General features: G+C 60.2%; 19 protein-coding genes and 3 pseudogenes. 5 read left to right on the forward strand and 17 right to left on the reverse strand.

Annotation, left to right across the window (positions count from 1 at the left end; translation table 11 throughout):
• Positions 1–353 precede the first annotated feature (353 nt).
• From AB8Z38_RS33855 to AB8Z38_RS33890, 8 genes and pseudogenes are all read right to left on the reverse strand, one after another.
• A complete protein-coding gene (locus AB8Z38_RS33855) occupies positions 354–596 on the reverse strand; it encodes a hypothetical protein (RefSeq protein WP_369721899.1) in 243 nt (80 codons plus the stop codon).
• Between the two features lie 1106 nt (positions 597–1702).
• Positions 1703–2319 (reverse strand): annotated as a pseudogene (locus tag AB8Z38_RS33860) (carboxymuconolactone decarboxylase family protein).
• Between the two features lie 135 nt (positions 2320–2454).
• Positions 2455–2943 carry a cytochrome family protein gene (locus AB8Z38_RS33865; RefSeq protein ID WP_369721900.1) on the reverse strand — a complete coding sequence of 163 codons (489 nt, stop codon included), beginning with the start codon at positions 2941–2943 and terminating at the stop codon, positions 2455–2457.
• 47 nt (positions 2944–2990) lie between these two features.
• A complete protein-coding gene (locus tag AB8Z38_RS33870) occupies positions 2991–3413 on the reverse strand; it encodes a cupin domain-containing protein (RefSeq protein ID WP_369721901.1) in 423 nt (140 codons plus the stop codon).
• A 186-nt stretch (positions 3414–3599) separates the two neighbouring features.
• Positions 3600–4586: a cytochrome d ubiquinol oxidase subunit II gene (gene cydB / locus AB8Z38_RS33875; RefSeq protein WP_369721902.1), complete on the reverse strand. Its 987-nt coding sequence runs from the start codon at positions 4584–4586 to the stop codon at positions 3600–3602.
• Positions 4587–4588: 2 nt separating this feature from the next.
• On the reverse strand, positions 4589–5995 hold the full coding sequence (locus AB8Z38_RS33880; RefSeq protein ID WP_369726672.1) for a cytochrome ubiquinol oxidase subunit I: 1407 nt from the start codon (positions 5993–5995) through the stop codon (positions 4589–4591).
• Between the two features lie 11 nt (positions 5996–6006).
• The gene (gene poxB, locus AB8Z38_RS33885) at positions 6007–7746 is read right to left on the reverse strand and encodes a ubiquinone-dependent pyruvate dehydrogenase (RefSeq protein ID WP_369721903.1); all 1740 of its coding nucleotides are present in this window, start codon (positions 7744–7746) and stop codon (positions 6007–6009) included.
• Between the two features lie 431 nt (positions 7747–8177).
• Positions 8178–8462, reverse strand: a complete 285-nt coding sequence (locus tag AB8Z38_RS33890) for a hypothetical protein (RefSeq protein ID WP_369721904.1) — start codon at positions 8460–8462, stop codon at positions 8178–8180.
• Between the two features lie 227 nt (positions 8463–8689).
• Here AB8Z38_RS33890 and AB8Z38_RS33895 point away from each other — a divergent pair.
• Positions 8690–8916, forward strand: a pseudogene (locus AB8Z38_RS33895) (hypothetical protein).
• A gap of 504 nt (positions 8917–9420) precedes the next feature.
• Here AB8Z38_RS33895 and rpoH read toward each other — a convergent pair.
• The 3 genes from rpoH to AB8Z38_RS33910 form a co-directional block, all read right to left on the reverse strand.
• On the reverse strand, positions 9421–10374 hold the full coding sequence (rpoH, locus tag AB8Z38_RS33900; protein WP_369721905.1) for an RNA polymerase sigma factor RpoH: 954 nt from the start codon (positions 10372–10374) through the stop codon (positions 9421–9423).
• Positions 10375–10852: 478 nt separating this feature from the next.
• On the reverse strand, positions 10853–11455 hold the full coding sequence (locus AB8Z38_RS33905) for a sensor histidine kinase (protein ID WP_369721906.1): 603 nt from the start codon (positions 11453–11455) through the stop codon (positions 10853–10855).
• A 194-nt stretch (positions 11456–11649) separates the two neighbouring features.
• The gene (locus tag AB8Z38_RS33910) at positions 11650–12135 is read right to left on the reverse strand and encodes a MarR family winged helix-turn-helix transcriptional regulator (RefSeq protein ID WP_369726673.1); all 486 of its coding nucleotides are present in this window, start codon (positions 12133–12135) and stop codon (positions 11650–11652) included.
• Positions 12136–12482: 347 nt separating this feature from the next.
• Between AB8Z38_RS33910 and AB8Z38_RS33915 the strand changes: the two genes are divergently transcribed.
• Positions 12483–13850, forward strand: a complete 1368-nt coding sequence (locus tag AB8Z38_RS33915) for an ATP-binding protein (RefSeq protein WP_369721907.1) — start codon at positions 12483–12485, stop codon at positions 13848–13850.
• Between the two features lie 617 nt (positions 13851–14467).
• Here the strand turns inward: AB8Z38_RS33915 and AB8Z38_RS33920 are convergent.
• Both AB8Z38_RS33920 and AB8Z38_RS33925 read right to left on the reverse strand, forming a co-directional pair.
• Positions 14468–17578 carry a multidrug efflux RND transporter permease subunit gene (locus tag AB8Z38_RS33920; RefSeq protein ID WP_369721908.1) on the reverse strand — a complete coding sequence of 1037 codons (3111 nt, stop codon included), beginning with the start codon at positions 17576–17578 and terminating at the stop codon, positions 14468–14470.
• The gene (locus AB8Z38_RS33925; RefSeq protein WP_369721909.1) at positions 17575–18744 is read right to left on the reverse strand and encodes an efflux RND transporter periplasmic adaptor subunit; all 1170 of its coding nucleotides are present in this window, start codon (positions 18742–18744) and stop codon (positions 17575–17577) included. The genes AB8Z38_RS33920 and AB8Z38_RS33925 overlap by 4 nt, the downstream gene beginning before the upstream one ends.
• A 44-nt stretch (positions 18745–18788) precedes the next feature.
• On the opposite strand from AB8Z38_RS33925, the gene AB8Z38_RS33930 reads away from it, so the two are divergent.
• Together AB8Z38_RS33930 and AB8Z38_RS33935 are read left to right on the forward strand one after the other, a co-directional pair.
• Positions 18789–18989 (forward strand): hypothetical protein, encoded by a 201-nt coding sequence (locus AB8Z38_RS33930; protein ID WP_369721910.1) that lies wholly within the window; start codon positions 18789–18791, stop codon positions 18987–18989.
• A gap of 3 nt (positions 18990–18992) precedes the next feature.
• A complete protein-coding gene (locus tag AB8Z38_RS33935) occupies positions 18993–19367 on the forward strand; it encodes a hypothetical protein (protein ID WP_369721911.1) in 375 nt (124 codons plus the stop codon).
• Between the two features lie 227 nt (positions 19368–19594).
• Here the strand turns inward: AB8Z38_RS33935 and AB8Z38_RS33940 are convergent, their stop codons facing one another.
• The 4 genes and pseudogenes from AB8Z38_RS33940 to AB8Z38_RS33955 all read right to left on the reverse strand — a co-directional run bounded on the left by AB8Z38_RS33940 (position 19595) and on the right by AB8Z38_RS33955 (position 24587).
• A complete protein-coding gene (locus AB8Z38_RS33940; protein ID WP_369721912.1) occupies positions 19595–20929 on the reverse strand; it encodes a sensor histidine kinase in 1335 nt (444 codons plus the stop codon).
• A gap of 46 nt (positions 20930–20975) precedes the next feature.
• Positions 20976–21653: pseudogene (locus tag AB8Z38_RS33945) on the reverse strand (response regulator transcription factor).
• A gap of 274 nt (positions 21654–21927) precedes the next feature.
• Positions 21928–24114 (reverse strand): molybdopterin cofactor-binding domain-containing protein, encoded by a 2187-nt coding sequence (locus AB8Z38_RS33950; RefSeq protein WP_369721913.1) that lies wholly within the window; start codon positions 24112–24114, stop codon positions 21928–21930.
• An 11-nt stretch (positions 24115–24125) separates the two neighbouring features.
• On the reverse strand, positions 24126–24587 hold the full coding sequence (locus AB8Z38_RS33955; RefSeq protein WP_369726674.1) for a (2Fe-2S)-binding protein: 462 nt from the start codon (positions 24585–24587) through the stop codon (positions 24126–24128).
• 329 nt (positions 24588–24916) lie between these two features.
• On the opposite strand from AB8Z38_RS33955, the gene AB8Z38_RS33960 reads away from it, so the two are divergent.
• Positions 24917–25378: a DUF305 domain-containing protein gene (locus AB8Z38_RS33960; RefSeq protein ID WP_369721914.1), complete on the forward strand. Its 462-nt coding sequence runs from the start codon at positions 24917–24919 to the stop codon at positions 25376–25378.
• The last annotated feature ends 36 nt before the right edge of the window (positions 25379–25414 follow it).

Here is a 25414-nt window from a genome sequence, read left to right on the forward strand (position 1 = left end):
TAGGCAACGTGCGCGGCCCTGCTTTCATCGACGCCAGCGCGCACCAGATCATTGGCCTTCTTACCTCGCGATGCATCTTTGTTAGGTCGGCACTCCGCTGCGGCCGCGATCAGAACGTAGGCAGATTAGTGAAACCGATCGACTAAAATCGCTGTTCAAACACTAAATCTGAATTCATAGTCCGGTCGGTGCGAATGCCATTGGCAGAGTGTAGCGGCCTTCTATGCTTCGGCTCCTGAGCTCATGTCACCTGCTCAAGATGCGGCGCATCGCCCGTTCGACGCGGCAAGCAGGGGCGGCGCTTTGCAACAGCCGCACCCCGCACGATGCCTTGCCTAGGTGTCGGGCGAGCGTTAGCGATGCCGAGGCCGCACATAAATGTTGCCTCCGGCGAACACGGGAGCCGCACCGCCGGCTCGCTCCAGGCCCATTCTGCCTGCAGATGTCAAGGCCCCGCCATTCAGCACATCCCGGTTGGGATACATCGATGCGAAGGCCGCAGGCTCTTGATCCGCGAAGGACCATGCTGCATAGGCAGATGGAATTGTCGCCATCGAGATCAGGGCCGCAGCGGTCAGAATCTTGAAAACAGTCATACTCGTCTCCGTTGTCTCACTCGTGCGGAGAGATCGCGGCTTGCGATGACGGCTGCTCTGTCAGTGCGTTTCCTTGGAAGTTTCTACGCGATTGATGTAGGCATTCCTCGCAAGAACCCGGCGTTGTTGCGGATCACTCTTCCGAGAAGATGAAATCAAGTCGGGGCTGCTACGCCATTTGTCGACTTATGTTTGCTGTGCGCAGATGCGGGAATCTGCATTTGTAGTCGTGATCCATTCACGCGGTCGTGCCCTGCCGCAGCGCATTTGGCGCCTAGATTCAAGAGCAGATCACCTCAGCACGTGGAGCACAAATCATGAGGCCGCTTCCGTTCTTTGCATCACAGCTCGTCTTCTCTGGAGCCTCGGCATTTGTCTGCGCGGCATGGGATCGCACATCTCGACTGCTAGCGCCCTCGATACGAGCGCCGGTTCGGCAGGAGCGAATTCCTTCACGGCACTCCCGGCATCCGGGACCGGTGGTCATGCCATGAAAGGTCCGCTGCTCGGCGGGAACAGCGATCGATGAGAACGCGCCCTAAGAAATGCTGCAAGGATTGATCGGTCGCCGGCTGATTAAAGATACGCACGCGCCGTTGAAGAGCGCGCAGCAGTTGCAGGAAGTTCGATGCGTTACGGCGTAGCTTTGGGTGTGCCGATGAGCCTGTTCAGTTCTCCGATCGCGTCGCAACATTGCGAAGGTCCAGCTGTCAGCGAACCTTTATCCGACGCGCCGGGCAATATGTCTTGTCTCGATCTGACGTAGTCATTCGCCCCACCATGGTCAGGCCTAAGAGCGCCGGCTGATAGATTCGACGGTCGCATGATGAGGGCCCAGCCTGAAACGCGCCGAGCTTTCCCGGTCGGTAGTCACGTTTCGGTCGGAGGCACTGTTAGAGGAGCAAGCGCCCGCAGCCGCGCGCAAAGCAGGAGCGCCTGCAGGCTCTGTGGATCATGCGAGCTACGACGTAGGCTGCCTGCGTCAATACGAGAAGGAGAATGGTCGTAAGCGGGGCTTGATGTAGTGGCGTGGCCGGTTTGCCGCCTGCGCAGGCGCCCTTCCGGCGACCGCCGTGGACTGCCAGGATGTCCGTCGCGACAACATGTTACGCTTCCGAACAAAAATCGGCTGGATTGCCCTGAATTGTCAACACCGATTGTTTGTCGTCTAGCACCGGGACGTCAAAGCCGTTTAAGGTGACCGAAACTAGGCAGTACAGGCCCACGAGGTAGATGAGTTCTGCGGCACCCTCCTCGCCGAAAACCCCACGGCTCGCCGGTGAACGATCTCTGCAAGAACGCCACCAGAGACGAGGGCGGAAGCAACTTCATATGCGACGGCCTCCTCATCCGTGAGATTTCCTGGGCGCTGCCCGGCCGCGATTGCCGCGATCTAGTCTTCTGATAGCCCGGCCGCTTCCGCGATAGAGCCATGGGCGTAAAGCTCGTACGCCGAACGAAAATGCGCGCCGGTGACAAGGATTGCCACTTCGCGCACCAAACCTGGCAGCGTCGGCGAGAAGGACAGAACTTTGACAAGCTCCCAAATTGGTCCGCCGAACTTTCAGTAACGCAGCCACTGATTCCACGGGCCGATCAATATGCCCTGACGATTGATGGCTTCAAATCCCTTGAATTTTGTTTCGATTCCGCTGCGCATGTCGCGATAGAGCGTTTTCTGTTCAGGAGTGAACTCTGAGGTTGAGAGAAGGGCTAGGCGCATGCGAATTTCCTTTCTTGTTAGCAGCGGGATAGTACGATCGCGATGACAGCGAGCACATTGTTCAATTTAGCCGTGTAGCAAGCGTGCCGCTCTGTCGGAACGGCTAGGCAATGCCTTCGGTACGCAGTGAGAGCTTCAATTGTGCGGGACATCGTTAGCATTTGGATCCAATGGGGAAGTCCTGCTCGGTAGGCGGATTTCGACGACGCCGTGGTTAAGAGCCTGATGGCACGAATTGCATGCGTCGGTCAGGCCGGCGTAGGTCTTGGCGAATGCCGTGCCATCCTTGGCTTGGATCGCACCGTTGAGCTCCCTGAACGGCTGTTCCATGACGGAGGCAATCATCTGCGGAAGAGAGGTCTGCTGGTCGGTTGGATGGGACCGCCCGAGCCGATCGAATGCGCCACGGAGCGCTCGAAGTTCGTAGGCCGCAAAATCCCAGTTTCCCTCCTGCTCGGCTCGCCAAAGTCGTTCGTGCCGCGGCTGGATCGTCTCGATCATCAGATCGCTGATGCTCGGCAGATATGGGATAGCAGCAGGCGAGGGCGCTCCAGGCCCGGCGGCGACGCTGCGCGAGCTCACAAGAGCGATCGCCAAGAAGGCGGCCAGGGCAATTGCGACCATGGCAACCAAGATCTGGCGGCGCCGGATGTGTGCTGCTCCTGGATCTATCATGAGCGCACCGGAAGTGTGGGCCAGGCCTCGTCAGGGAGGTTAATAACAACGGGCGTCGCGGTGCTGCGCACGAGGACCCATCGAAACGGTTCCTGCTTCGAAGGATTGATCTCCATGTGCAGCAGGAAGGCGGGCACATGAATGAAATCGCCGGCCCTCGCCTTCGCGAAAGTTTCGCCTCTCTCGCCCCAGCGGATCTCGCAGATGCCCGAAAGGACGTAGGCAATCGTCTCTTGCTCTCCGTGATGATGAACACCGGTTTGTGATCCCGGTCCCACTTCAAACAGTCCACCCCAGATGGCCGAAGCGATATTGAGCTCCGGTGCGATCGCGGCGCGACGCTCGCATCCTGGAGTCTGCGCCGTTCCCTGATCGAATTGAGAGGGGCTGACGATGTTGACTGTCGCAGAAGTACTCATGGCGTCCCGAATTGATTTTGATGCTCACTTGGTGAGTTAGGGCGCCTCGACTAGAGAACCACTAAATTCCAGTTTAATGATCTGGCTGGTAGTGGCATACGCAGCTGGTGTGCCAAGCTGGTCAACTCCCCAGTGCCGGTCGCCGCCGAACCCGCGCCGAGCTCTTTGAGCATGCCAACTCTCGCTTTAGTAATGCTCGGCTGTCGAACTGATCTTGCCGCGAAATACGAAGTAGTTGATCGCCGTGTAGAGCAGCATCAGCGGGAAGACGAACAGGCCAGCGCCCCAGAACATGAAGGCGAGGCTCGCGTGAGGCGCGGCGGCCTCATCGATGGTGATGGCGAACGGGATCATGTAGGGCCAGAACGAGATCGCAAGCGTGCCGAACGCGGACACGAAGATGAGTGCCACCATCGGAAACGGCAGTGTATCCTGACGAAGTCGGACACTTGTAGCGAGCATGATGGCAGCCAGTGCGCCGGCTATCGGGAAGACAAACAAGGAAGGTCGGTCGAGCCAGCGCGTCATTACCGGAAGGTCCTCCGCCAAGGCGTAGCCAAATACGATGGCCAGGAAGGCGAGCAGGGCGACCGACAAATAGGGAATGAAACGATAAGACGCGTCGCGAACGTCGGCCTCACATTTCCGTACCAGCCAGCAGGCGCCGAGCAGTGCGTACCCAAGACAGAGCCCAACGCCGCACAGCACCGAAAACGGACTTAGCCAGCCGGAGGCTCCACCGACATAGCGCGCGCCGACCATCGGAAGACCCTCAACCAGCGCGCCCACCATCAGGCCCTGCATGAATGCCGCGGCCAAGGAGCCGCCCGCGAATGCAGCGTTCCAGATCCACCGCGTCCGTGCTGCCTTACTACGAAACTCGAACGCGACGCCGCGCAGGATCAGTCCGGCCAGCATCAGCAAGACCGGCAAATAGAACGCCGAAATCAGTGTCGCATACGCAAGCGGGAACGCTCCCCACAACACGACGCCGGCGCTCACCAGCCAAGTCTCGTTGCCGTCCCAGATCGGCGCGACCGCGCTCACCATCGCGCGCCGTGGCGCCTCACCAGGGGTGATGCCGAACAGAATGCCGACGCCGAGATCAAAGCCGTCCAGCAATACGTAAAGCAGGATGCTGATCGCCAATACCGCGACCCAGAACATCACCATCGCTATTCTCCTGCGGTGAGCGGAAGGGCGGGGTTGCCTTGAAGGTCGGCGGCCGACATCGGGCGATTGGGAATGCCGGAGGTCGCCATCACGAGGCTGCCTGCAGGGCCTGTCCGCAGCAGGCGGTAGATGTAGAAAATCCCGAACACGAAGATGAAGGTATAAAGAGCGCAGTACACCACGAGCGAAATCGCCGCCGTACGAGTTGTCAAAAAGGGTGTCATTGCATCAGCGGTCCGAAGCAGCCCGTAGATGGTCCAGGGCTGGCGTCCGACCTCCGCCGTGAACCAGCCGCTCAGCGTCGCGATGAAAGGCAGTGGAAAGCTCAGAAATATCGACCAGAGCAGGAGCGGATTGCGGTGAATCCGGCGCTTCCAGCACCAGTAGGAGCCGAGCGCGGCGAGGGCCAACATCAAGAGGCCGCAGCCGACCATGATGCGGAAGGCGAAGAAGGGAATAAGCACCGGTGGCCGGTCCCGCGGCGGAAAGCTGGTCAGGCCGACTTCCCTGGCATCAAAGCTCATGCTGCCGATCACGCTGCCGAGAATCGGAATCTTGATTTCGTACCGATTGGTCTGCGAGGCCGCGTCAGGCACAGCGAACAGAACCTCGCCCGCGGGCTGCTCGTCGTGCCAACGGCCCTCGATCGCCGCGAACTTCGCCGGCTGGTCGTCATGCGCGTAATCGCCGACGAGATGGCCAAACAGCAGTTGAATGGGAAGCAGCACGGCAGCTAGATACAGGCCCATCCGAAGCATGATACGGGCTTCCGGGGTGTAGATCCGTCTCAGCACGTACCACGCTCCCGTGGCAGCCACGCAGAACGCGCCGGTGAGATAGGCGGCGAGCAACATGTGCGGGAAACGCACCCAAACAACCGGGCTGAAGATGATCTTGAACCAATCGACCGGAACAAAAGCGCCGTTTTGCATGGCGTAACCGACCGGCACCTGCATCCAGCTGTTGTTGACCATGATCCAGAAGGCTGAAAGCGTCGTGCCCAGAGCCACCATGGCGGTGGAGAAAAGATAAAACCACGGCGGAACGCGTTTGCGGCCGAACAGCAGAATTCCAAAGAAGCTCGCTTCCAATGCGAACGCGGTAAAACTCTCGTAGGAGAGTAGCGGCCCCTGAATCGGCCCCGAGATCCGGGATAGCTCGCTCCAGTTCGTGCCAAACTGAAACGCCATCACAATTCCGGAGACCACGCCGAGACCGAAGGCAACGCCAAAGATCTTGAGCCAGAACTCGAAGAGCGCGCGGTAGGCGGGGCGTCCTGTCGCGATGGACAATGCCTCCAGAATCGTGAGCCACGCTGCAAGGCCGATCGTGAACGATGGAAAGATGATGTGGAAGGAGATAGTGAAAGCGAACTGAAGGCGCGACAGAAGCAGCGCTGTGAATTCCATTGCTGCCTCCCTCAGCGCCAAAGATTGGAGCGGGCGAGGTCCACGACCTCGTCGCCGCGTCCGCTGATCACGGCCTTGATCATGTAAAGCGTAAAGCCCTTCGCCATCTCCAGCGTAATCGAGGGCGGCATCGCGAGCTCGGTTCGGTTCACAACCGCATCGATGAGAACTGGCCCGTCGTGGGCGAGCGCCGCAGCGATTCCATTATCGACCTCGGCCGGGTCTTCGAGGCGAATGCCGCGAATCCCCGCGGCTTCGGCCATCGCTGCGAAATTCGGATTCTTGAGCTCGGTTCCATAATCAAGTATTCCGGTCGACTTCTGCTCGAGCTCGATGAAGCCCAACGCACTGTTGTTGAACACGACGACCTTCACCGGAAGGCGCTGCTGAACGAGGGTAAGGAAATCTCCCATCAGCATCGTGAAGCCGCCGTCGCCAGAGAGCGAGATCACTTGCCGACCCGGACACGCGGCTTGCGCACCGAGGGCTTGCGCCATGGCGTTGGCCATGGAACCGTGCCAGAATGATCCGAGTAGCCGGCGCTTGCCGTTCATCTCGAGATAGCGGGCGGCCCACACTGTCGGCAGACCGACATCGCAGGTGAATACCGCATCTTCAGCTGCCTGCTCGCTGATCGCTTTCGCGACTTGCTGAGGGTGGATCAATCCGCCGCCCGGCCTGCCGACGGCAAGCTCGTCAAGCCCCTTGCGCGCCTTGGCGTAGTGTCGCTGGGCTTGCACGAGATGCGCAGCGTCGGTCTTCTGCGTGAGCAATGGCAGCAACGCCGCAAGCGTCTCGCTCACGCCGCCAACGACTCCGACATCGACCGAGGCCCGGCGGCCGATATTCTCGGGCCGCAAATCCACCTGCGCAATGCGCGCACCACCCGCCTCCGGATAGAACTGCCTGTAAGGAAAATCGGTCCCCAGCATCAACAGGACATCGCAGTCGCGCATGGCGTAATAACCGGAAGAAAAGCCGATCAGCCCTGTCATGCCAACGTCATACGGATTGCTCCACTCAACGTGTTCCTTGCCGCGCAAGGCGTGCACCATCGGTGCTTGGAGCAATTCACCGAGGGCGAGCAGCTCGTCATGGGCGCCCGCGCATCCTGAGCCGCACAAGATCGTCACGCGGCTTGCGTCGTTGAGCAATTTCGCCAGCCGATCGAGATCGGCGGGAGCGGGTGTGACGACCGGAACAGGTGGTAGCAACATTGCGCGCTTCGGCGGTGGCGCCACTGCTGCGACCTGCAAGGCGACGTCCCCCGGAATGACGAGGACTGACGCGCCGCGCTTGCCGACCGCCTCCCGGATCGCGGTCTCCAAGGCGCGCGGCATCTGGTGGGATCCGGACACGAGCTCGCAGTAGTGGCTGCATTCCCGAAACAGCTCTTGCGGGTGCGTCTCCTGAAAGTACCCGCTGCCGATTTCCGGTGAGGGAATGTGTGCAGCGATCGCAAGAACGGGCACGCGCGAACGGTGGCAATCGAACAGTCCATTGATGAGGTGAAGATTGCCGGGTCCGCAACTGCCCGCGCACACAGCGAGTTCGCCCGTCAGATGCGCGTCGGCGCCGGCGGCAAAGGCCGCCACTTCCTCGTGCCTGACGTGAATCCAATCGATCTTCCCATGGCGGCGAATAGCGTCGGTGAGGCCGTTGAGGCTATCGCCGACCACGCCATAGATGCGTTTGATTCCCGCAGCCGCGAGGCTTTCCACGAACTGGTCGGCGACTGTTTTGGTCGGCATTAACGCCTCCTCTGGAAAAGTGAGGACGAACCTGGAGGGCAGCCACCGCTGCTCGCAGAATCGCCCAAAGTTCTGTCCAAGAAGGTAGCGAGGCTGGCGCGCGGAGTTATTAAATTGGCTTTTAGGCCGACTAAATTCGAGTTTACAAGCTGTGCGGCGGCTTCAATTGGCTCGGCCACCACTGCCCAGAGGTTTGCGACTGTTGAGGCGTCGAGAGATTGCGCCGTTGTCCCCTGAGGCTTTGAACGCAGCGCGAAAGGCGTGGCGACGAGCTATGGCGCTATCCTGTGCAATGCGCGTTCGCAGCTGGCCACATTTTTGCAAGCCGACGCGCAGAACGTCGGCTGTGCAATGCTATCAGTGCTCGTTAAGCCTCTGCTCGCAGCATCGAGTCAGTTGGTTCGGAAAAACCAGTCGGAGCTTCGCCGGAGTCAACAGCCCCGACAGATGGAATTAATCATCTTGTCGACCTTCGCCTCTTCACGGTCGATGGCGGGATTGGTCCCCAGCAAAGGGCCATTCATGCGATGGCCGTTGCTCACGGCGTCCGACGACAGCGCTGTACCCAACGAGTTGGTCCCGGGTGTAGCTGCGCTGGAGCCGAAGACGCCGCCTGTCCTGAGCGTCTGATGCAAGCCCATTCCCCCACGGGCGAATGTCGGGTTGGTTATAAGACCGAGAAAGGGGGCGACTAGGAGAACACAGATCTTCTTCATGACGAAAGTCCTTTCATACAGAGAAGTAGGAAAGGCGCCGCAAGCGCAGAGTAACGATTCGTTGTGTGTAGATTGACTGTCAACCGGGAGCTTGCTTCCCTTGGGCAGTAACTCACAGCGCGTTGAACGTCCGTGAGCGAATATTGCATTTCGAATCCCGGCATCGACTCCGACCTGTGTGGGTGAAAGCCAAATGGTTTGGCTTCACCCTTCATAGGAGTAGTTCGATGACCAAAATCAAGCTGTTGTCGGCCGGACTGATCGCGACCGCCATGCTTGCGACGCCTGCCATGGCTCGCGAGCACTACGTAGCCCAACGGCATGTGGCGGCGGCTGCCTCCACTGCCGAGCGTGACGTTGACGGGCGTGTCTGCGTTCCGGCCCCCGCGTGGGCGCATTTGCGACGGCGCCGTGGACGGGCGACAATGTCCCTTGCGAGCCTCAGCCGTTTTGAGTCGATAAGCCGCGCGTGCCAACGTTGGCTTCCAAGCAGCATTGGGCTGATCCATCATTCGGTCAGCCCAATGCCGTCTCCCGACGAGAAATAGGACTGGCAGGAACATTCCAGATCGGTCGTTCGATCGATTGCGACACGTTGGAGCAGACTTGCGGCCCGTCAGGCTGCGGGACCTTCTGCACAGGGTCGAGTCACCCGCACCCGATTGCTCAAGCCTCTCTTGACTCCGGGCGACTGCGCGGATCCGGACAACCGCGTGGAAACGTCATCATGATCCCTCCGTGGATCTCCGGCACGCGGTCATATTCCCGTCTCCAGAATGACATCCAGAACGCCGGAGAAATGAAGCGTCAGGCGATTGCCCCGCTCTCCAGCGTGCGATTACGAACGTCGCATTATCGGCCTCACTCGTGTTGCGTCCAAGGCGCTCCGGCGAGCTTTACGGTCCCGCGCGAGCCCGAACCGGCGGTGATAGGCCCGCCGCCGTTGTCGAAGAAAGCTCTATGCCGCTTCCATCTGTTTATTGCGCTCCTCCGGCTCGGAATTCGATGCCGACCTGTCCGGCCTGAGGTTCCTCCTGGCGGCCCGCTTGACCTTTTCAAACGCGCAGGTTTCGATTTGCCGGACGCGCTCGCTAGAGATCGACAGTTCGCACGCCAGGACCTCGAGCGTGGCAGGGCGGTCGTTTAGCCGGCGCGCCTCAAACACGCGTCGTTCGCGTGACGTAAGAGTATCCACTGCGGCGCGCAGCGCGCGTGCTTGCTGCTCAGATTCGTCGTGTTCGGCCAGGAGCGCCTCCGCCGTCGGCGATGGGTCGACCAGCCTCGACTGCCAGTCCACCGTCTCGCTATCTTCGCTAACCAGCCTGTTCAGCGACAGGTCGCCATTCAGGCGGCTGTCCATCTCCAGAACGTCGCGAGGCGAAACCTCCAGCCGCTTAGCGATGGCATCGGCCACCTCCGGCGTGAGGCTGGACGTCTCGCTGGCAAGCTTCCTCATTTCGCGCCTGAGACTGAAGAACAGCTTCTTCTGGGCAGCCGTCGTTCCGATCTTGACCAGTGACCAGGATCGAAGAATGTAGTCGTGGATCGTAGCCTTGATCCACCACAGCGCGTAGGTCGAGAAGCGCGAGCCTCGAGCCGGCTCGTATCGAGATGCGGCCATGACCAGACCGAGATTGGCTTCGGAGATGATGTCAGCGAGCGGGAGGCCATATCCCCGATAGCGCTTCGCCACGCTCGCGGCGAGCCGAAGATGGCTGGTCACGAGGGCGTCAGCAGCTGTTTGATCGCCCAACTCTTGCCAGCGGCGCGCAAGCTGCTGCTCTTGCTCCTGTTCAAGCATCTCGAAACGGCGTATGGCGCCAGCGTACCGTCCAAACGGGGATGACTCCGTCCGATTGATCGCCGTGGTTTTCAAACTGGTTTGCGCGACGGCTACGTTGCAGTCCTGCATGATGCAGCTCCGATGATTGAGCCCAGCATCTATGGATTAGGGAACGAGCTGCCGATGCGCTATTAAAAGGCAATTCCGGCGTTTAAATTCCCTGTTAGCTGAACGGGGGGCGCGACCGAGTGCGCGCTCGAGGCAGGTTGGTGGCGGGGATCTCAAGCGGCGGTGGAGCTTGACGCAGCTTCCTGCGCCGGCGCGGGCCGGTCGCGGAACGTTTGCTGCAGACGATCAAGATAGAGGTAGACCACAGGCGTCGTGGACAGCGCCAGCAGCTACGCCAGCGTTTGCCGTTTCTCGCGAGATAGTGTGCGGCCCACCCGGTTGGCAGGGCGACATCGCAGGTGAAAGTCGATCCTCGGCCGCCTGGTCACTGGTCGTCTTGGCGATCTGCTGGACCTCTGCCGAGCCTACCCACGGCAGGCTCGTCAAGCCTCTCGCGCGCGGCGATTCTGCGACGAGCGTCGTCGCCGCATTGCGCTCGCTACGGGCCCAAATCTCGATCTAGATTGATGAGCATGGAACAAGCAACGCCCGCCGGCCCGAAGTGGAGTTGCACGTCGCCGTATTGGTCGAGAGCCTTCGTAATCAGGCGCGAACCAAAACCGCGGCGCTTGGGCTGCTGCACCTCCGGCCCGCCAGCCTCGTACCAGACAAGGGCGAGCTTACCGGCGGCTCCGAGTGTCTGCTGGACCTCCCAGGTTAGATTGACAGTCCCGCCTGTTGAACTCAGCGCCCCGTATTTCCTGGCGTTCGTGGCGAGCTCATGAACGACCAAGTGCAACCAAAGTGCCAGCTGCGATCCAAGTTCTACATCGGGTCCGCCCAAGACGACCTGACCGCTTCGTGCGCAACAGGAACGCATCGTCTGCTCCAGCAATTCAGCGAGCCGGATTCTCCCTGTGTCCGATCGGTACATCACTTCATAAAAGTCGCTCAAGCCGGAAATTCGGGCGATCACCTTTTGGCGGTAATCGTGCACGGTCCGAGATTCCGTCTGTCCAAGAACCGCTTCGATCATGGCCAGCAGATTCCGAATCCGATGATTGACCTCCTGCAGCAAAAGAGGGAGGCCTTCGCCGTTCATTCGAGCGCGTGGACCTCTGTCGCCGGCCGTTCGGGGGACGCTCAGGATTCCGGAGGTACCGTCATGCTGATATCGATCCATCTGATTTCCCATTGGCTTCTGAAGACAAGGGGACAATAGATCGTTGAAAAACTCAGGCCACTGAACTCGCGTTTCCTCAATTAAATTCGAATTTAGCGGCGGTTCGCTGATCGCTAGTCATCTATCGGAGAGACGGGATCGACTTTCCGCTGGTAGTCCAGCAGCCGGTCGCGGATGCCGGATACTTCGCGCTGGACCCTGACGAGTTCGCCCTCGGACATCCCGAGGGCTTCTTCGGCACACGCTCCTATATTCGCGGCTTCGGGACGCAGCGCGAGGCCCCGATCCGTCAGGCGCACGCGAACCTGCCGCTCGTCTTCGGGATCACGCGTGCGGACGATGTGGCCGATGCCTTCGAGCCGCTTCAGGAGCGGGGTCAAAGTGTTCGACTCAAGGAAAAGCGCCTCGCCCAATTCTTTGACCGTACGGTCATCCCGCGCCCATAGCACCACCATCACCAGGTATTGAGGATACGTGAGTCTTATTCTGCTCAGCAGCGGGCGGTAAAACTGATTGAATGCATGCCCCGCCGAATAGATCGAGAAGCACAGCAATTCGTTCAACGCAGGACCGCGCTTCGTTTGGGTCGTTTGTCGGATCTGACGCTTCTTTCGGATCGCCACTGGAACCTCCACAAAATATACCTCAGTATAGATCGCGCGCGATTGAATCGCCAGCGCTTGACAAGGAAAATCGAACAGGATAATCGAGCGTGCACGATCAAATCGTCCGCGCTTTACGTGCGGATTCCTCCGTGGAGGCTCAATGATGAGCTCGATGGTCTCAGGCGACTCTGCCAAGGGAGTCGCAGAAATCCTGTCAGAAATGCAGGCTGAAGTGGTGATGCCACGCGCGTCGCAGCTACGGACCAGCTAATGATGGCATCAATCGCGCGTGGGATTATGCCGCGGCCAGCGTATCGAAAGCTGCGCGTTGAGCCATGCCAATGAGCCCGCATAAGCAACGGGCGTCGACGAGCTTCCGCTGGGCCGGTATGTTTTCAGGCGTGTGCGCGATATGCTTGCTGCTGACATGGGGATTTTTGCATTGGTGGATCTCCAGCCAGGCGATCGCTGACATCGATCGGGCGATTGCCGATCTGGCCGATGCCTTTTCAACACTGCCAGCCCAGAGGTTGAATGAGGAGTTTCATCAGTTCCTCGAGCGGGATCTGCGCCGGGTGCAACTGATAGGGCTGTTCGCAGAGAATGGCAGCCGCCTCGCTGGCAATATCGAAACTCTGCCACTTGGGCTGGTCGCTAGCGAATTCGCTCGTGAATGTGTCATGATACGCGTTGACCCCTTGGGGCGCGAGGAAAAGGTAGCGCGCGCTGTTGTCCGTCGATTTGCCGATGGATCGAGGCTGGTCGTCGGTCGCAGCATCGACGAAGTAAGGCGGGCGGGAAGTGCGGTCGATGACGCTTTGGCCTTGAGTGTTGTCCCGGTCCTGTGCTTCGGATTGGCGGCCGGAGCCCTCATGAGCAGGAGGGCGCGCGCACGTATCGATGTGTTTGACCGATCGGTTCAGAAAATCCTGACAGGGGATTTGCGCGAGCGCGTGCCGCTGAGGGGCACGAACGATCCGTTGGATGAATTCGCGACATTGTTTAATGCGATGCTAGATGAGATCGAGGCTCTCATTCGCGGGCTTGCCGGCGTCGGAGATCAGATCGCACACGATCTGCGCACGCCACTGACGTTCGTCAGGATGGTTCTTGAGCGCGGCCGCGACGACGCAACGCGCCTCGACGAGGTACAAATGGTGTTTGAGCAGGCCATTGGAGGGCTCGATCGATCGCTTAACATCATCACGGCGTTGCTGCGTATCGCCGACATCGATCAGAACAAGCGCTTGGCGAGATTCTCCGATGTCTCACTAACGGAACTCGTGCGAGCAGCCGGAGAACTCTATGAGCCGCTCGCCGAGCAGAAAGGCGTCGCTCTGATCGTGGAGGCGAACGGCGAAATCATGGCCTGGGGCGACCGCGATCTGCTGCTCGAAGCTATTTCAAATCTGGTCGACAACGCCGTGAAATATACGCCGCAAGGCGGCCGGGTCGAACTGAAGCTATGCCGTACCGAAAACGAGGACTTCGTCCTTGTCACCGATAGTGGCCCTGGGATCCCTGAAGCGGAGCGAGATCTCGTCACCAGACGCTTTTACCGATCGGAGAGGACCCGTCGTGCGGCGCCCGGCCTTGGACTGGGGCTGAGCCTGGTTCACGCGATCATAAAGCTGCACGGTTTCCAATTTACGATCTTGCCCGGGCCGGGTTGCGTCGTGCAGATCTCGCTCGCTCGGGCTTCGTCGTGATGTTCAAGTTGGAAGCTGGCTTGATTGGTCGGCCCGCCAGTCGGCGACGCCTATGCGGCTTCTTTTTTGAAGTTCGAATTCTGACGAACCGAGCTCCGCATCCGGCCTCAAATGCCTACCTGCGGTCCACTTGACCTTCACCAAAGGAGCGAGAAGTCTCCTATGCTCGATGAACTGGCGCGCGAACTCTGGATTTCCAGCGAGCGCATGCGGCAGTTAGAGACTAGCGAACGGAATTCTGGCGCACCTTAACGCGGCACTGGATGCGCTGACAACACGGGAGCCGCGACGTTCGAAGCAAGTTGGCCGCTTCGTCGTCCTCGGCCACGATCATCTCGGCAATGGGCGATAGGTCCACCAGCGACTCTCAGTCCACTGTCTCGCTGTTTTCGTTGACGGGCCTGTTCAGCGACAGGTCGCCATTCAGGCCGGGTCCATCTTCAGAACGTCGCGAGGCGAAACCTCCAGCCGCTTAGCTTTGACATCGGCCACCTCCGGCGTGAGGCTGGACGCCTCGCTGGCAAGCTTGCGCATTTTCGCGCCTGCGGCGGATAAATTCTCTGTTAGCTGAATCGGGGGCGCAACCGAGCGCTCGGCGCAGTTTGGTGGCGGGAATCTCAAGCGGCGGTGGAGCTTGACGCAGCCTCCTGCGCCGGCGCGGGCTGGCCCCGGAACCTCTGCTGCAGGCGATCAAGATAGAGGTAGACCACAGGCGTGGTGAACAGCGTCAGCAGCTGCGAAAGTATCAGCCCACCGACGATCGTATACCCGAGCGGCTGTCGTATCTCGGATCCCGTGCCGGTGCCCAGCATCAGCGGCACCCCACCCAAAAGCGCTGCCATCGTCGTCATCAGAATAGGTCTGAAGCGGAGCACGCAGGCCTGATAGATCGATTGCTCGGATGTCAGCCCTTCATTGCGCTCCACCTCGAGGGCGAAGTCGACCAGCATGATGCCGTTCTTCTTGACGATGCCAATCAGCAGAATGATCCCAATGATCGCGATCACGCTAAGATCCATATGCACGACGATGAGGAGAAGCAACGCGCCGATGCCGGCGGAGGGCAGGGTGGAGAGGATGGTGATGGGATGAATGAAGCTTTCGTACAGCACGCCGAGGATGATGTAGATGACGATCAGCGCCGCGAGGACCAGCACTAGCTCGCCGGAAAGTGCCGCCTGGAATGCGTTCGCGTTGCCTTGGAAGGTGGTGGCGAGCGAGAGCGGCTTGCCGCTGCTGCGTTCGAACTGCTGGATCGCGGCAACCGCGGTGCCCAGTGCCGCCCCCGGTTTCAGGTTAAACGAAATCGTGGTCGAGGGGAACATTCCCTGATGGTTGATAACGATCGGCGCGGCGGTGACGGTGCTTTTGGTGAGTGTGCTCAGCGGGACTTGTTGTCCGTTGGAGGAGTTGAGATAGATCTGCTGCAGCACAGTTGGGCTGGTTTGGAAGCGCGGAAGGACTTCCAATACCACGTGATACTGGTTGAGCGACGTGAAGATGGTGGAGACGATGCGCTGGCCAAAGGCGTCGTCGAGCGTATTGTCGATGGCCGAAGGGAGAATCCCGAAGCTTGACGCGACCTCCCGGTTAACGGCAACATCAAGGCGCGGCCCGGCGTTCTCCTGGTCGGTCGTCACGTCGGCAATCTCTGGAATGCTCTTCAGCTTGTCCAGGAAGATGGCCGACCAGTGATTGAGCTCGTTCTGGTCGGAATCGGTCAGCGTATATTGAAACTGGGTCTTGGCCAGCCGCGCACCGACCGTGATGTCCTGGGCGGCTTGCATGTAAAGCGTGATGCCCTCCACCGAGGCGAGCCTGGTTCGGAGCCGGTTGATCACTCCGTCTGCACTGGCGTCGCGCTGCTCGCGCGGCTTGAGCGTAATGAAGACGCGTCCCTGATTGACCGTGGCCACCCCGCCACCGGCGCCGATCGCGGAGCCCACGGACAGGACCGCGGGATCCTCGACCAGCTTGGCGATGACGGCGTGCATGCGCTGGCTCATTGCGGGGTAGGAGATATCCTGTGCGGCTTCGGCGACCCCGACGATCAGGCCGGTGTCCTGCTGCGGAAAGAAGCCCTTTGGAATGACAACGTACAGATAGCCGGTTACGGCGATGGCCAGGAACATCGTCATCAGTGTGATGAGGCGGTGGCGTAGCGCCAGCTTCAGTCCACGTTCATAGAGCGCAAGCAGCCCGTCAAAGGCGCGTTCGGACTGCCGGTAGAGCCATCCATGATTGCCCGTGTCATGCTTGAGCAGGCGTGAGCACATCATCGGGGTCAGCGTCAGCGAGATCACGAGCGAGAGGATCAGCGACACGCTCACCGTGATCGCGAATTCCTGGAACAGCTTTCCAACGTAGCCGCCCATCAGGAACAGCGGGATAAAGACTGCGATCAGCGACAGCGTGATCGAGATGATCGTGAAACCGATTTCGCGCGAACCCCTCAGGGCCGCCTCCATCGGACTCAATCCTGCTTCAAGATGGCGGACGATGTTCTCGATCACCACGACGGCGTCGTCCACCACAAAGCCGATCGCGATCGATAGTGCCATCAGCGAGAGATTGTCCAGGCTGTATCCGAGCGCATAGAGGGCGGCGAAGGTGCCGATCAGCGATAGCGGTACGGTGATGGCGGGTATTACCGTGGCCCAGAAATTGCGCAGGAAGACGAAAATGACCATCACGACAAGTGCGACCGTCAAGAGCAGCGTGAACTGCACGTCGGAAACGGAGGCTCGAATCGTCTGGGTGCGGTCGGACAGAATATCGAGCTTGATGCCCGGCGGCAGCGCGGCCTGTAGCTGAGGCAGCTGGGACTTGATCAGGTCGACGGTCTGGATGACGTTGGCGCCGGGTTGGCGTTGAATGGCCAGGATGATCGCCGGTTGTTTGTTGACGAAAGCGCCGATCTGGTTGTTCTCGGATGCTTCGATGACACTGCCGATGTCGCTGACGTGCACCGGTGCGCCGTTGCGGTACGCGACGATCAGGTTCTTGTAGGCGTCCGGCTTGAGCAGCTGATCGTTGGTGCCCAGCGTAAAGGTCTGGTGCGGACTGTTCAGCGTGCCCTTCGGCTGATCAACATTGGCCTGCATCAGCACGTTGCGGACGTCTTCCAGGCCGATGCCGCGATTGGCAAGTGCCTGCGGATCGACCTGGACCCGGATCGCCGGCTTTTGCTGCCCGCCAATACCGATCAGGCCGACGCCCCCGATCTGCGAGAGTTTCGGCACCAGGATGTTTTCGGTAAAGGCGTCCACCGTCGTGAGCGGCAACGTGTCGGACGTCAAGCCGAGCACCAGGATCGGCGTGTCCGCAGGGTTTACCTTGCGGATGGTCGGAGGGTAGGGAATTCCTGTCGGCAAATATGGCGTCGCCGCATTGATCGCGGCGAGAACGTCGGTCGCCGCGCTGTCGATATCGCGGCTGAGATCAAATTGCACGGTAAGCTGGGTGTAGCCGAGTGCGTTCGCAGAGGTCAGCTGGGTCAAACCGGGGATCTGCGAAAATTGCTGCTCAAGGGGTGTCGCAACCGACGAGGCCATGGTCTGCGGATCGGCGCCAGGCAGCCGCGCGGTCACCGAGATCGTCGGGAAGTTGACGTTCGGCAGGGAGGCGACGGGAAGCAGGCGATAGCTGACCAGCCCGCCGAGCAACAGCCCGGCCATCAGCAGCACCGTGGCGATTGGCCGGTGAATGAACGTCGCGGATATGTTCATGGGATTTCCTGCTCGACGGAGTTCTGGAGATCTGCTTCCTGCGCTGCGCTGCCCTGGAGCTCCTGCACGCGGGTACCAGGCTGAAGCCTGTATTGCCCATCGACCACAATCTTCTCGTTGGCCTGAAGCCCTGAATCGATCAGCGCGCTGCCATCGCTGATCTCGGCAACCCTCACTGGCCGCGTCGTCACGGTTTCGTCTGCCCCAATCATCCAGACGAAGGGCCCGTGTGGTCCCTGCTGAATGGCTGAGGCGGCAATGGTCAACCCGTTGTGGCGGGTTTCGAGAAAGAGTCGCGCATTGATGAGTTCGCCCGGCCAAAGCATCCGTTTCGCATTGGGAAAGCTCGCCCGTAGCTTGATCGTGCCGGTGGTCTGGACGATCTGGTTGTCCACCAGATCAAGCTTGCCCTCGTCGAGCTGGGTCTTGTCATCCTGACTATAGGCGAGCACCTTCAGTGGTCCCTTGGCCATCTCCCGATTGATCTCCACAAAGTCGGTCTGGGGAAGCGAGAACAGCAATGAGATTGGCTGGATCTGGGTCACATCCACTAGGCCAGCTGTATCGGTCGGATGGATGATGTTGCCGATATCGACCTGGCGAAGGCCGGTCACGCCGTCGATTGGAGATGTCAGCTGCGTATAGCTCAAATTCGTCTTCGCTTGCTCGATGACGCCCTCATCGGACTTCACCATCGCCTGAAGCTGGGCCAATTGGGCCTTCGTGGTATCGACGAGCTGCGTGCTTGCCCAACCGTTCTTGGCCAGCGGCACGTACCGGTTCAGATTGGCCTGTGCATTGTCGACTTGCGCCTGATCGCGATCGCGATTGGCGATCGCCTGATCGAGCTGCGCTTGATAAGGGCGCGGATCGATCTCGGCGAGGAGATCGCCTTTTTTGACGGTCTGTCCCTGCGTGAAGGCGATCTTGATGAGCTGGCCGGTGATCTGGCTGCGCACGATGACGTTGTTATAGGCAATCACCGTGCCTACGCCACGCCGGTAGATCGGCACGTCGTGACGAACCACCGTTCCCGCCACGACCGGCACCGAATCCGGCGCAACGCCAACCATGTTCGGTTTGGGCGGGCGGATTTGCCGGGCGACCAATGCAGCTCCTCCGGCAACCACCACGCCAGCGAGAATAACGAGCCATAGCTTGCGCATGCAACGCTCCCTGAAGCAGTCAGCAGCCTGATGAGGATGAAAAATTGTTCGTGCCGGTAGCGCCGCTCATCGAGGAAGCGGAGGAGCCGGACGTGCATGGCGCCGTGGTGTACGCAGTGCCCGAAGTATTGGGTAGCGGTACCGCTGTCATCGGGCTTTCGCCGCTGGTATCGGCCTCCGTTGCACCCAGCGGGATCGTGCCGCCAACCACGCCCGCCGTCGAGGCCGCAGGCTGGCTTGAATAGGTTGTGCTGCTTGATGTCGTGGCGCAGCTTGAGCTCGGTGTCATGCCGCCGCCATCGAAGGTCGATGACGAGGATGAAGAGCTGCTCGTTGCACCCGTAGAAGAGGTCGACGACGTACCCATTGCGCCCGTCGAGCCAGTCGCATTGCAGGACGCGCTAACCGTCGGACCTAGACCGCCAGAATCGATTTCGGTTGCCCCAAGCGGGACGCCGGCGCCAGTAAAGCTGCTGCTCGTTCCGTTGGAGCCCAGTGTGCCCATCGGGGAAGTCGCACCCATTGCCGAGGGGCCGGCGGTTGTTTGCGCGTCGCTGGCTGCGCTGGCGCAAAGCAGCGCAAGCGCTGCCACGAACAATCGTCGCCGCATCGGCATCTCCTGATCATCGATTTGCAAATCGCCCTCTGAACCAACGAGAGTTCCGTTGAACCGATAGGAGCGGTTCGACGCGTCGGCTTCGAGGCGTTAGCTAGGAGTAGAGATACGCGGCCGGCGGATTGGGGCCACTAAATTCTCACCGGCAAAGTTAAACTCGAATTTAGGGTCATCCTGCTTGTCTATCGCCGGGCGCCTGGGCAGATCTGCTCGTACAGACGCGTTGCGATGCTCTCAACTGACTTGCGGTGGACCGCGTTCGAACACGATCTCCGCAACGCAACCCCGTCCGGTTGGCGCTGGCGACAGCCCGAACTGAACTCCGTGCAATTTTGCGATCGCAACCACCAGGCTCAGACCCAATCCAAGCCCAGGCTCTCCGCGGCTTTTGTCGGATCGATAGAAGCGTCTCGTGACGAGGTCACGCTCGCTCGGCGCGATTCCGCGCCCGGTGTCGCTGACGTGCACGATGCTCTTTTCTCCGATGCGACAGAGCTTGAGCTCGATATGCCCGCATTCCGGCGTGAATTTCACGGCGTTGTCGACGAGATTTGCAATGGCCTCGAACAGCAGGTCGCGATCGCCCTGAACCACCATCTTCTCTTTGGCTTCTACGACTAGGGTTACGCCTTTGTCTTTGGCCATAGGCTCGTAGAGCTCTCCAACGTCGCGTACCAACTCCGCCAGGTCGACCTCACGGAACCCCTCCAAACGCCGACTATGCTCGATTTCGGTGATGCGGAGCAGGGCAGTGACCATCGTTAATGATTGGTCGAGCCCCCCGATGGCGCGATCGACAGCCTCCTTCAGCTCGTCAAGAGTCTTCGCTTTGTGCCGTCCGCTCTCCAGGGTCATCCGCACATTCGTGAGCGGCGTTCGCAGGTCGTGAGCGATGTCGTCGCCCACTCCGGCAACACTACGCAGAAGCTCCTCCATTTCATCCAGCATTGCATTGATAAGCCGCGCCAGCTCGGTGAAGGGAGCCCCACCTTGTTCCGGCAAGCGTTCGCGCAATTCGCCCGCCACGATGCGTTGGATCTGCCGGTTGTATTGGTCGAGCCGTTGTTGCGTCCTGATGCTCAGGAATGCTCCAAACAGCGAACCAAGGCACAGCGCCGGAATGAGCCCCCATGCGACTGCTCGCTCTATCGTGCTGCCGATTTCAGACAGCTCGTCGGTGTTCCGGCCGATGAGGAGGATCGCTCCATCATCAAGCTTGCGTGCGACGGCGCGTGCCAACTGTTGCTCGCGGCCGGCGGCATCGATCCGCACCACTGAAAGCTGCTGTGGTGGGGTGTCTGGCTGTAGGTTGCGCGGCAGACTTTCAATGTTTCCGATCACACGGTTTCCGTGCGCGTCGAAGAGGCCGCCGAGCTTCACCCGCCGCGGATCCCCGTCGAGGTGTTGCTGGAGGGCTTGGAGCCGCTGCTGTGGAGGAAGGCTGGAGAACGTATTGGCGCGATCGATAATCAGTCGATCGACACTCGCGGTCACGTATCTGGAAGTCGGCCAGTAGATGAAGGCGATGATCAGGAAGACGCAGATCGCGAACGCGCCGATTGCGACCACGGTCCCGCGAAGAATGGTCGATCGGAAGGCTCTCGTTCGAATAATCTTAGGAAGGGGCACGCAACATAAATCCTTCTCCCCGGATATTGAGGATCATCGGCGGCTGGCCGGCCGGATCGACCTTGCGGCGGAGCCGACCCATATGCACATCGACGAGATTGCTCTGGGGCACGAACTTGTAGTTCCAGACTTCTTCAAACAGCATCGCTCGCGTGAGCAGTTGGTCGACGCGGCGCATCATGTATTCGAGTAGCCGAAACTCGCGCGGCAAAAAGATCAAGCGGGCGACCCTCGCGCATAGCGGTGCGCTCCAGCAAATCGACTTCAAGTGGTCCGACCCGCAGCACGGTGTCCCGGCTTTCACCAGGCCTTCGCAGCAGGGCCTCAATCCTCGCAATCAGCTCCAGGATCGCAAATGGTTTGGTCAGATAGTCGTCACCGCCGGCCCGCAACCCACGAATTCTGTCATCCACCGCTCCGAGGGCGCTCAAGACCAGAACGGGGGTGCGCACCTGCTCCTGCCTGGCAACCTCGATGATGGTCAGGCCGTCGATCCGGGAAGCAGACGGTCGACGATCATGACATCGGCCCCGCCTGCGCGAGCTTTGTCGAGTCCCTCAATGCCCGTCGCCGCCCGGTCGACCTCGTATCCACGACCCGCGAGTTCAGCCGCGATCTGTTGGGCGGTCTCGTCGTGATCCTCGATCAGCAGCACCTTCGGCATTGCGACTTCCTTGGCACCACGGCCGCTCGCAGATGGCAGGAGCCTGCCCAATTGCCACCGACAAGGCTGACTGTCTGTTGCGAAATTGTACAATAACCACATAGCCCTAGCACGAAGCCGAGCTTCATTAAATCCAGTTTAGTTTTGTAAATTCGACTTTATGGCGCGCGCCTGCATGGACGAGGCCGCTCGCGTCTCGCAGAGGGTTTCAGGTGAGGCTCGCCGCTCTGGTCAGGGCAGACGTTGGCGAACTCACAAGCGCGCAGTGGCCTGTTCAGCTGGCGCGAAGTGCCGCCAACACTTTTCGCGGCGTGAACGGCACCGAGCGCAGGCGTACGCCAGTAGCTTCGAACACGGCCCCGGCAATGGCCGAAGGGACGACGGCGCAGGTAGGCTCCCCGCCGCCCCAGGGGACCTCTTGCGGGCGATCGATCAGATCGATAACGATCTCTGGGATCTCAGGGAAGCTTAGAATGGGATAGCTCGCCCAATCAAGGCTCGTGACCATGGAGCGATCGAAGGTCACTTCCTCCTTCAGGATTCGGCTCACGGTTTGGACAACGCAGCCCTCGATCTGATTGCGCAGTCCGTCAGGGTTGATGATCTGGCCGCAATCATGCGCCACGTAGAAGCGTTTCACCGCAAGGGCGCCAGTCTTGCGGTTGATTTCCACATCGGCGATGGCGCCGACATAGGTGCGCACCAGCTCGTATTTCACATAGGCAAGCCCGCGTCCCGTGACGACCTCGGCATTGCGATCCGGTTTTCGCCGCTCACGCCATTTGCTGAGCTTAGCCAGTCGCTCCAGCAGTTCCTTGCCGCGCGCGTCCTCGAGATGTTGAAGCCGGATGTCAAGCGGATCCGCGCCAACGCTCGCCGCAATCTCGTCAAGGAAGGATTCGTTGGCAAAGGTATTTTGCAGGCGCCCGGGCGAGCGGATCCAGGCAGGTCGCAAGGGTGTCGACTGCAATCGGTGGGCGGTGGTCGTGACGTTTGGGATATCATACGGAATCGAGAGATCGTTGAGCACACCGCCAGGGCTGAGCTTGCCAAGACTGTTAAGCCCGGCAAGGTCAGCGCCGGTGAGCGGCACAAAAGTCGCCGATCCGTCAGGCACGAACAGTTCGGATTCCCACGCCGCCAGATTTCCCTGCGGATCGACCCCGGCTTGCATGTCGAGTAGTGTCGGCGGTCCCTTGGGATCCCAGCCGTGCTCATCGGCGCGCATCCATTGCACCCGAACCGGCCTGCCCACCGCACGCGCCAGCAGCGCCGCATCGGCCGCGGCGTCTTCGTGCCCATTGCGGCCGTAGCAGCCCGCGCCCTCGACATAGACGCAGCGAACGTCCGCGTGGGATAGTGCCAGCATCGCAGCCAGTTGCTTGCGCAAATCGTGTGTCGCCTGCGAGGCGGTCCAGCAGGTGAGCTTGCCATCGATAAAGGTCGCCACGGCACAGGACGGGCCGATCGAGCCGTGGGTGTGGATCGCGAAATCATAGGTTGCCCGAAGCTTGCGTGGCGCGGCACCAAGGACCGCGCGCGAGCTGCCGAGACGGCTGGTGACATCGTCATGCACGACGGGCGTATTGCGTACGTGCTCCCAGATTTTGCTCTGGTCCGGGAGGTCATTCCAGCTTGACCAGGTTACCTTCATCTGTTGGGCGGCCTTGATTGCGCTCCATTCGCTTTTGGCGACGACGCCAAGAAAGTTGCTGATGCGGACGATCTTCACTATTCCAGGTATGTCGGCGATTGAAGACTCGTCATAGGAGACGAGCGTCGCACCGAACCCCGATGGACGCACCACTCGGCCATGCAGCATGTCGGGAAGCTTGAAATCCTGCATGAAAGTGAAGCGGCCATCCACCTTGGCCGGAATGTCCAGGCGGCGCACCGGCTTGCCGACGACGGTGTAATCGCCAGGCGCCTTCTGCGGCGCGTCCGTTTCGATGTCGAGAGCAAGGCTCGTTGGTTCAACGAGACTCCCAATCGGCAGCCGCTCGCCGCCTGCGGCAGTGACGACACCGTTTCGGATCGAAAGCGTGGAAATGTCGCGATCCATCTGCGCGGCCGCGCGGCGCAGAAGGGCTCGACGCGCCGTGGCCGCAGCGCGGCGCAGCTGCATGCCGCCGCTCTGAATCGAAAAGCTTCCGCTGGTCGTGCCCTGGTCTGGCGTGAGCGCGGTGTCGCCTTCGATGATCGTGATCTGGTTCATGGAGACGTCAAGCTCGTCCGCGACGATCTGGGTTAATGCGGTCCGCACCCCGGTGCCGAGATCGACCTTTCCGGAATAGACCGTCACCCTTCCATCCTGTGCGACAGCAAGGAAGCCGTCGACCCGATCAGGCGACAGGGTTTTTTCGGCGGCGGCCGTCTCGGCGCGTGCCATCGGCAGGCTAAAGGCCACAATGAGCGCGCCACCTGCCTGCAACACCTTGCGCCGATTCATCATCTCGTCCATGGCGCGTCTCCTTACGAGCTTGCCGCAGCGCGCATGACCGCACGCAGAATCCGCAGATGCGTTCCGCAACGGCAAAGATTGTTCGCCAGTTCTGTCTTAATGTCTTGCTCGCTCGGCTTCGGATTGCGCGCCAAAAGGTCCGCCGACTGCATGATCATGCCGTTGATGCAGTAGCCGCACTGGACTGCCTGCTCTTCGATGAACGCGCTTTGCAGCGGATGGGGATTGCTGGTCGTGCCGAGGCCTTCGAGCGTCACGACGCGGCCGGACACTGCGGATAGCGGTGTAACGCAGGACCGAACTGCCGTTCCATCGACGTGGACGGTGCAGGCGCCGCATTGGCCGAGACCGCAACCGAAACGCGGTCCATGCAGACCAAGCTCATTTCTCAGCACGTAAAGCAGGGGAGTATCAGGATCATCGACGGTTACTGAAGCGGCTTTACCGTTCACGTTCAAGGAAGTCGTTGCCATCGTATAATTCCTGCCTTGCGCTCCGGTCGCCAAGCTCTTGCCAGGTTGGAGCGCGATGACGCCGCGATGAAAGAGCCGTAAGTGCCGCACATCGAGCGGGTTAATGACAGGAGCGAAGTAGGGAGGTGGCGCGCTCGCCCCAAACAAAAAATCTTGAGTATCAATTTGAATTGAGCGCTCGGTAGCTTTGCGTCCGACTGGAGTCCCGCTCATCAAGCCTAAATCCAAATTTAATTGAGCGCGCCATCTGGTGCGCCGACTTCGAGAAATCGACAGCCTGGACATTTCGTCAATCCGGCTGGGCAACGGCTCATCCTTTGGAGGTCAACATGGCTTTTTCCTCGCGCACAATCGTGTTGTCCACGATGCTGCTAACGGCTGCAGCTTCACCGTCGTGGGCACAGAATTCAACGAGCGCGAACCCTGGTACAGGCAGCGCCGGCCGCAGCGAGCAGCAATTCATCGTCGACAATGATCTGGCGATGAGTGACATGACGAGAGCGATGCTCGTCAAACCAACCGGTGACGTGGACCATGACTTTGCTGCCATGATGATTCCTCACCATCGAGGCGCGATTGATATGGCGCGCGCCGAGCTGAAATACGGTCACAACGAAGACCTTCGGCGGCTGGCGCAGAACATCATCGCGCAACAGCAGCAGGAGATATCAATCATGCGCCGCGCCACCGGGGAGGATTCTCAGGCAAGCGACAAGTCGTTGCCGCCATCGAGGCCAAAGCCGGATGCTGCGAATCGTCCAAGCGCAATGAACGCGACGCACATGAAGTGAATTCGGGCAAATCCCTCTGTGTAACAAAGGCGAGCA

The sequence above is a fragment of the Bradyrhizobium sp. LLZ17 genome (genome assembly GCF_041200145.1).
Lineage (GTDB): Bacteria > Pseudomonadota > Alphaproteobacteria > Rhizobiales > Xanthobacteraceae > Bradyrhizobium.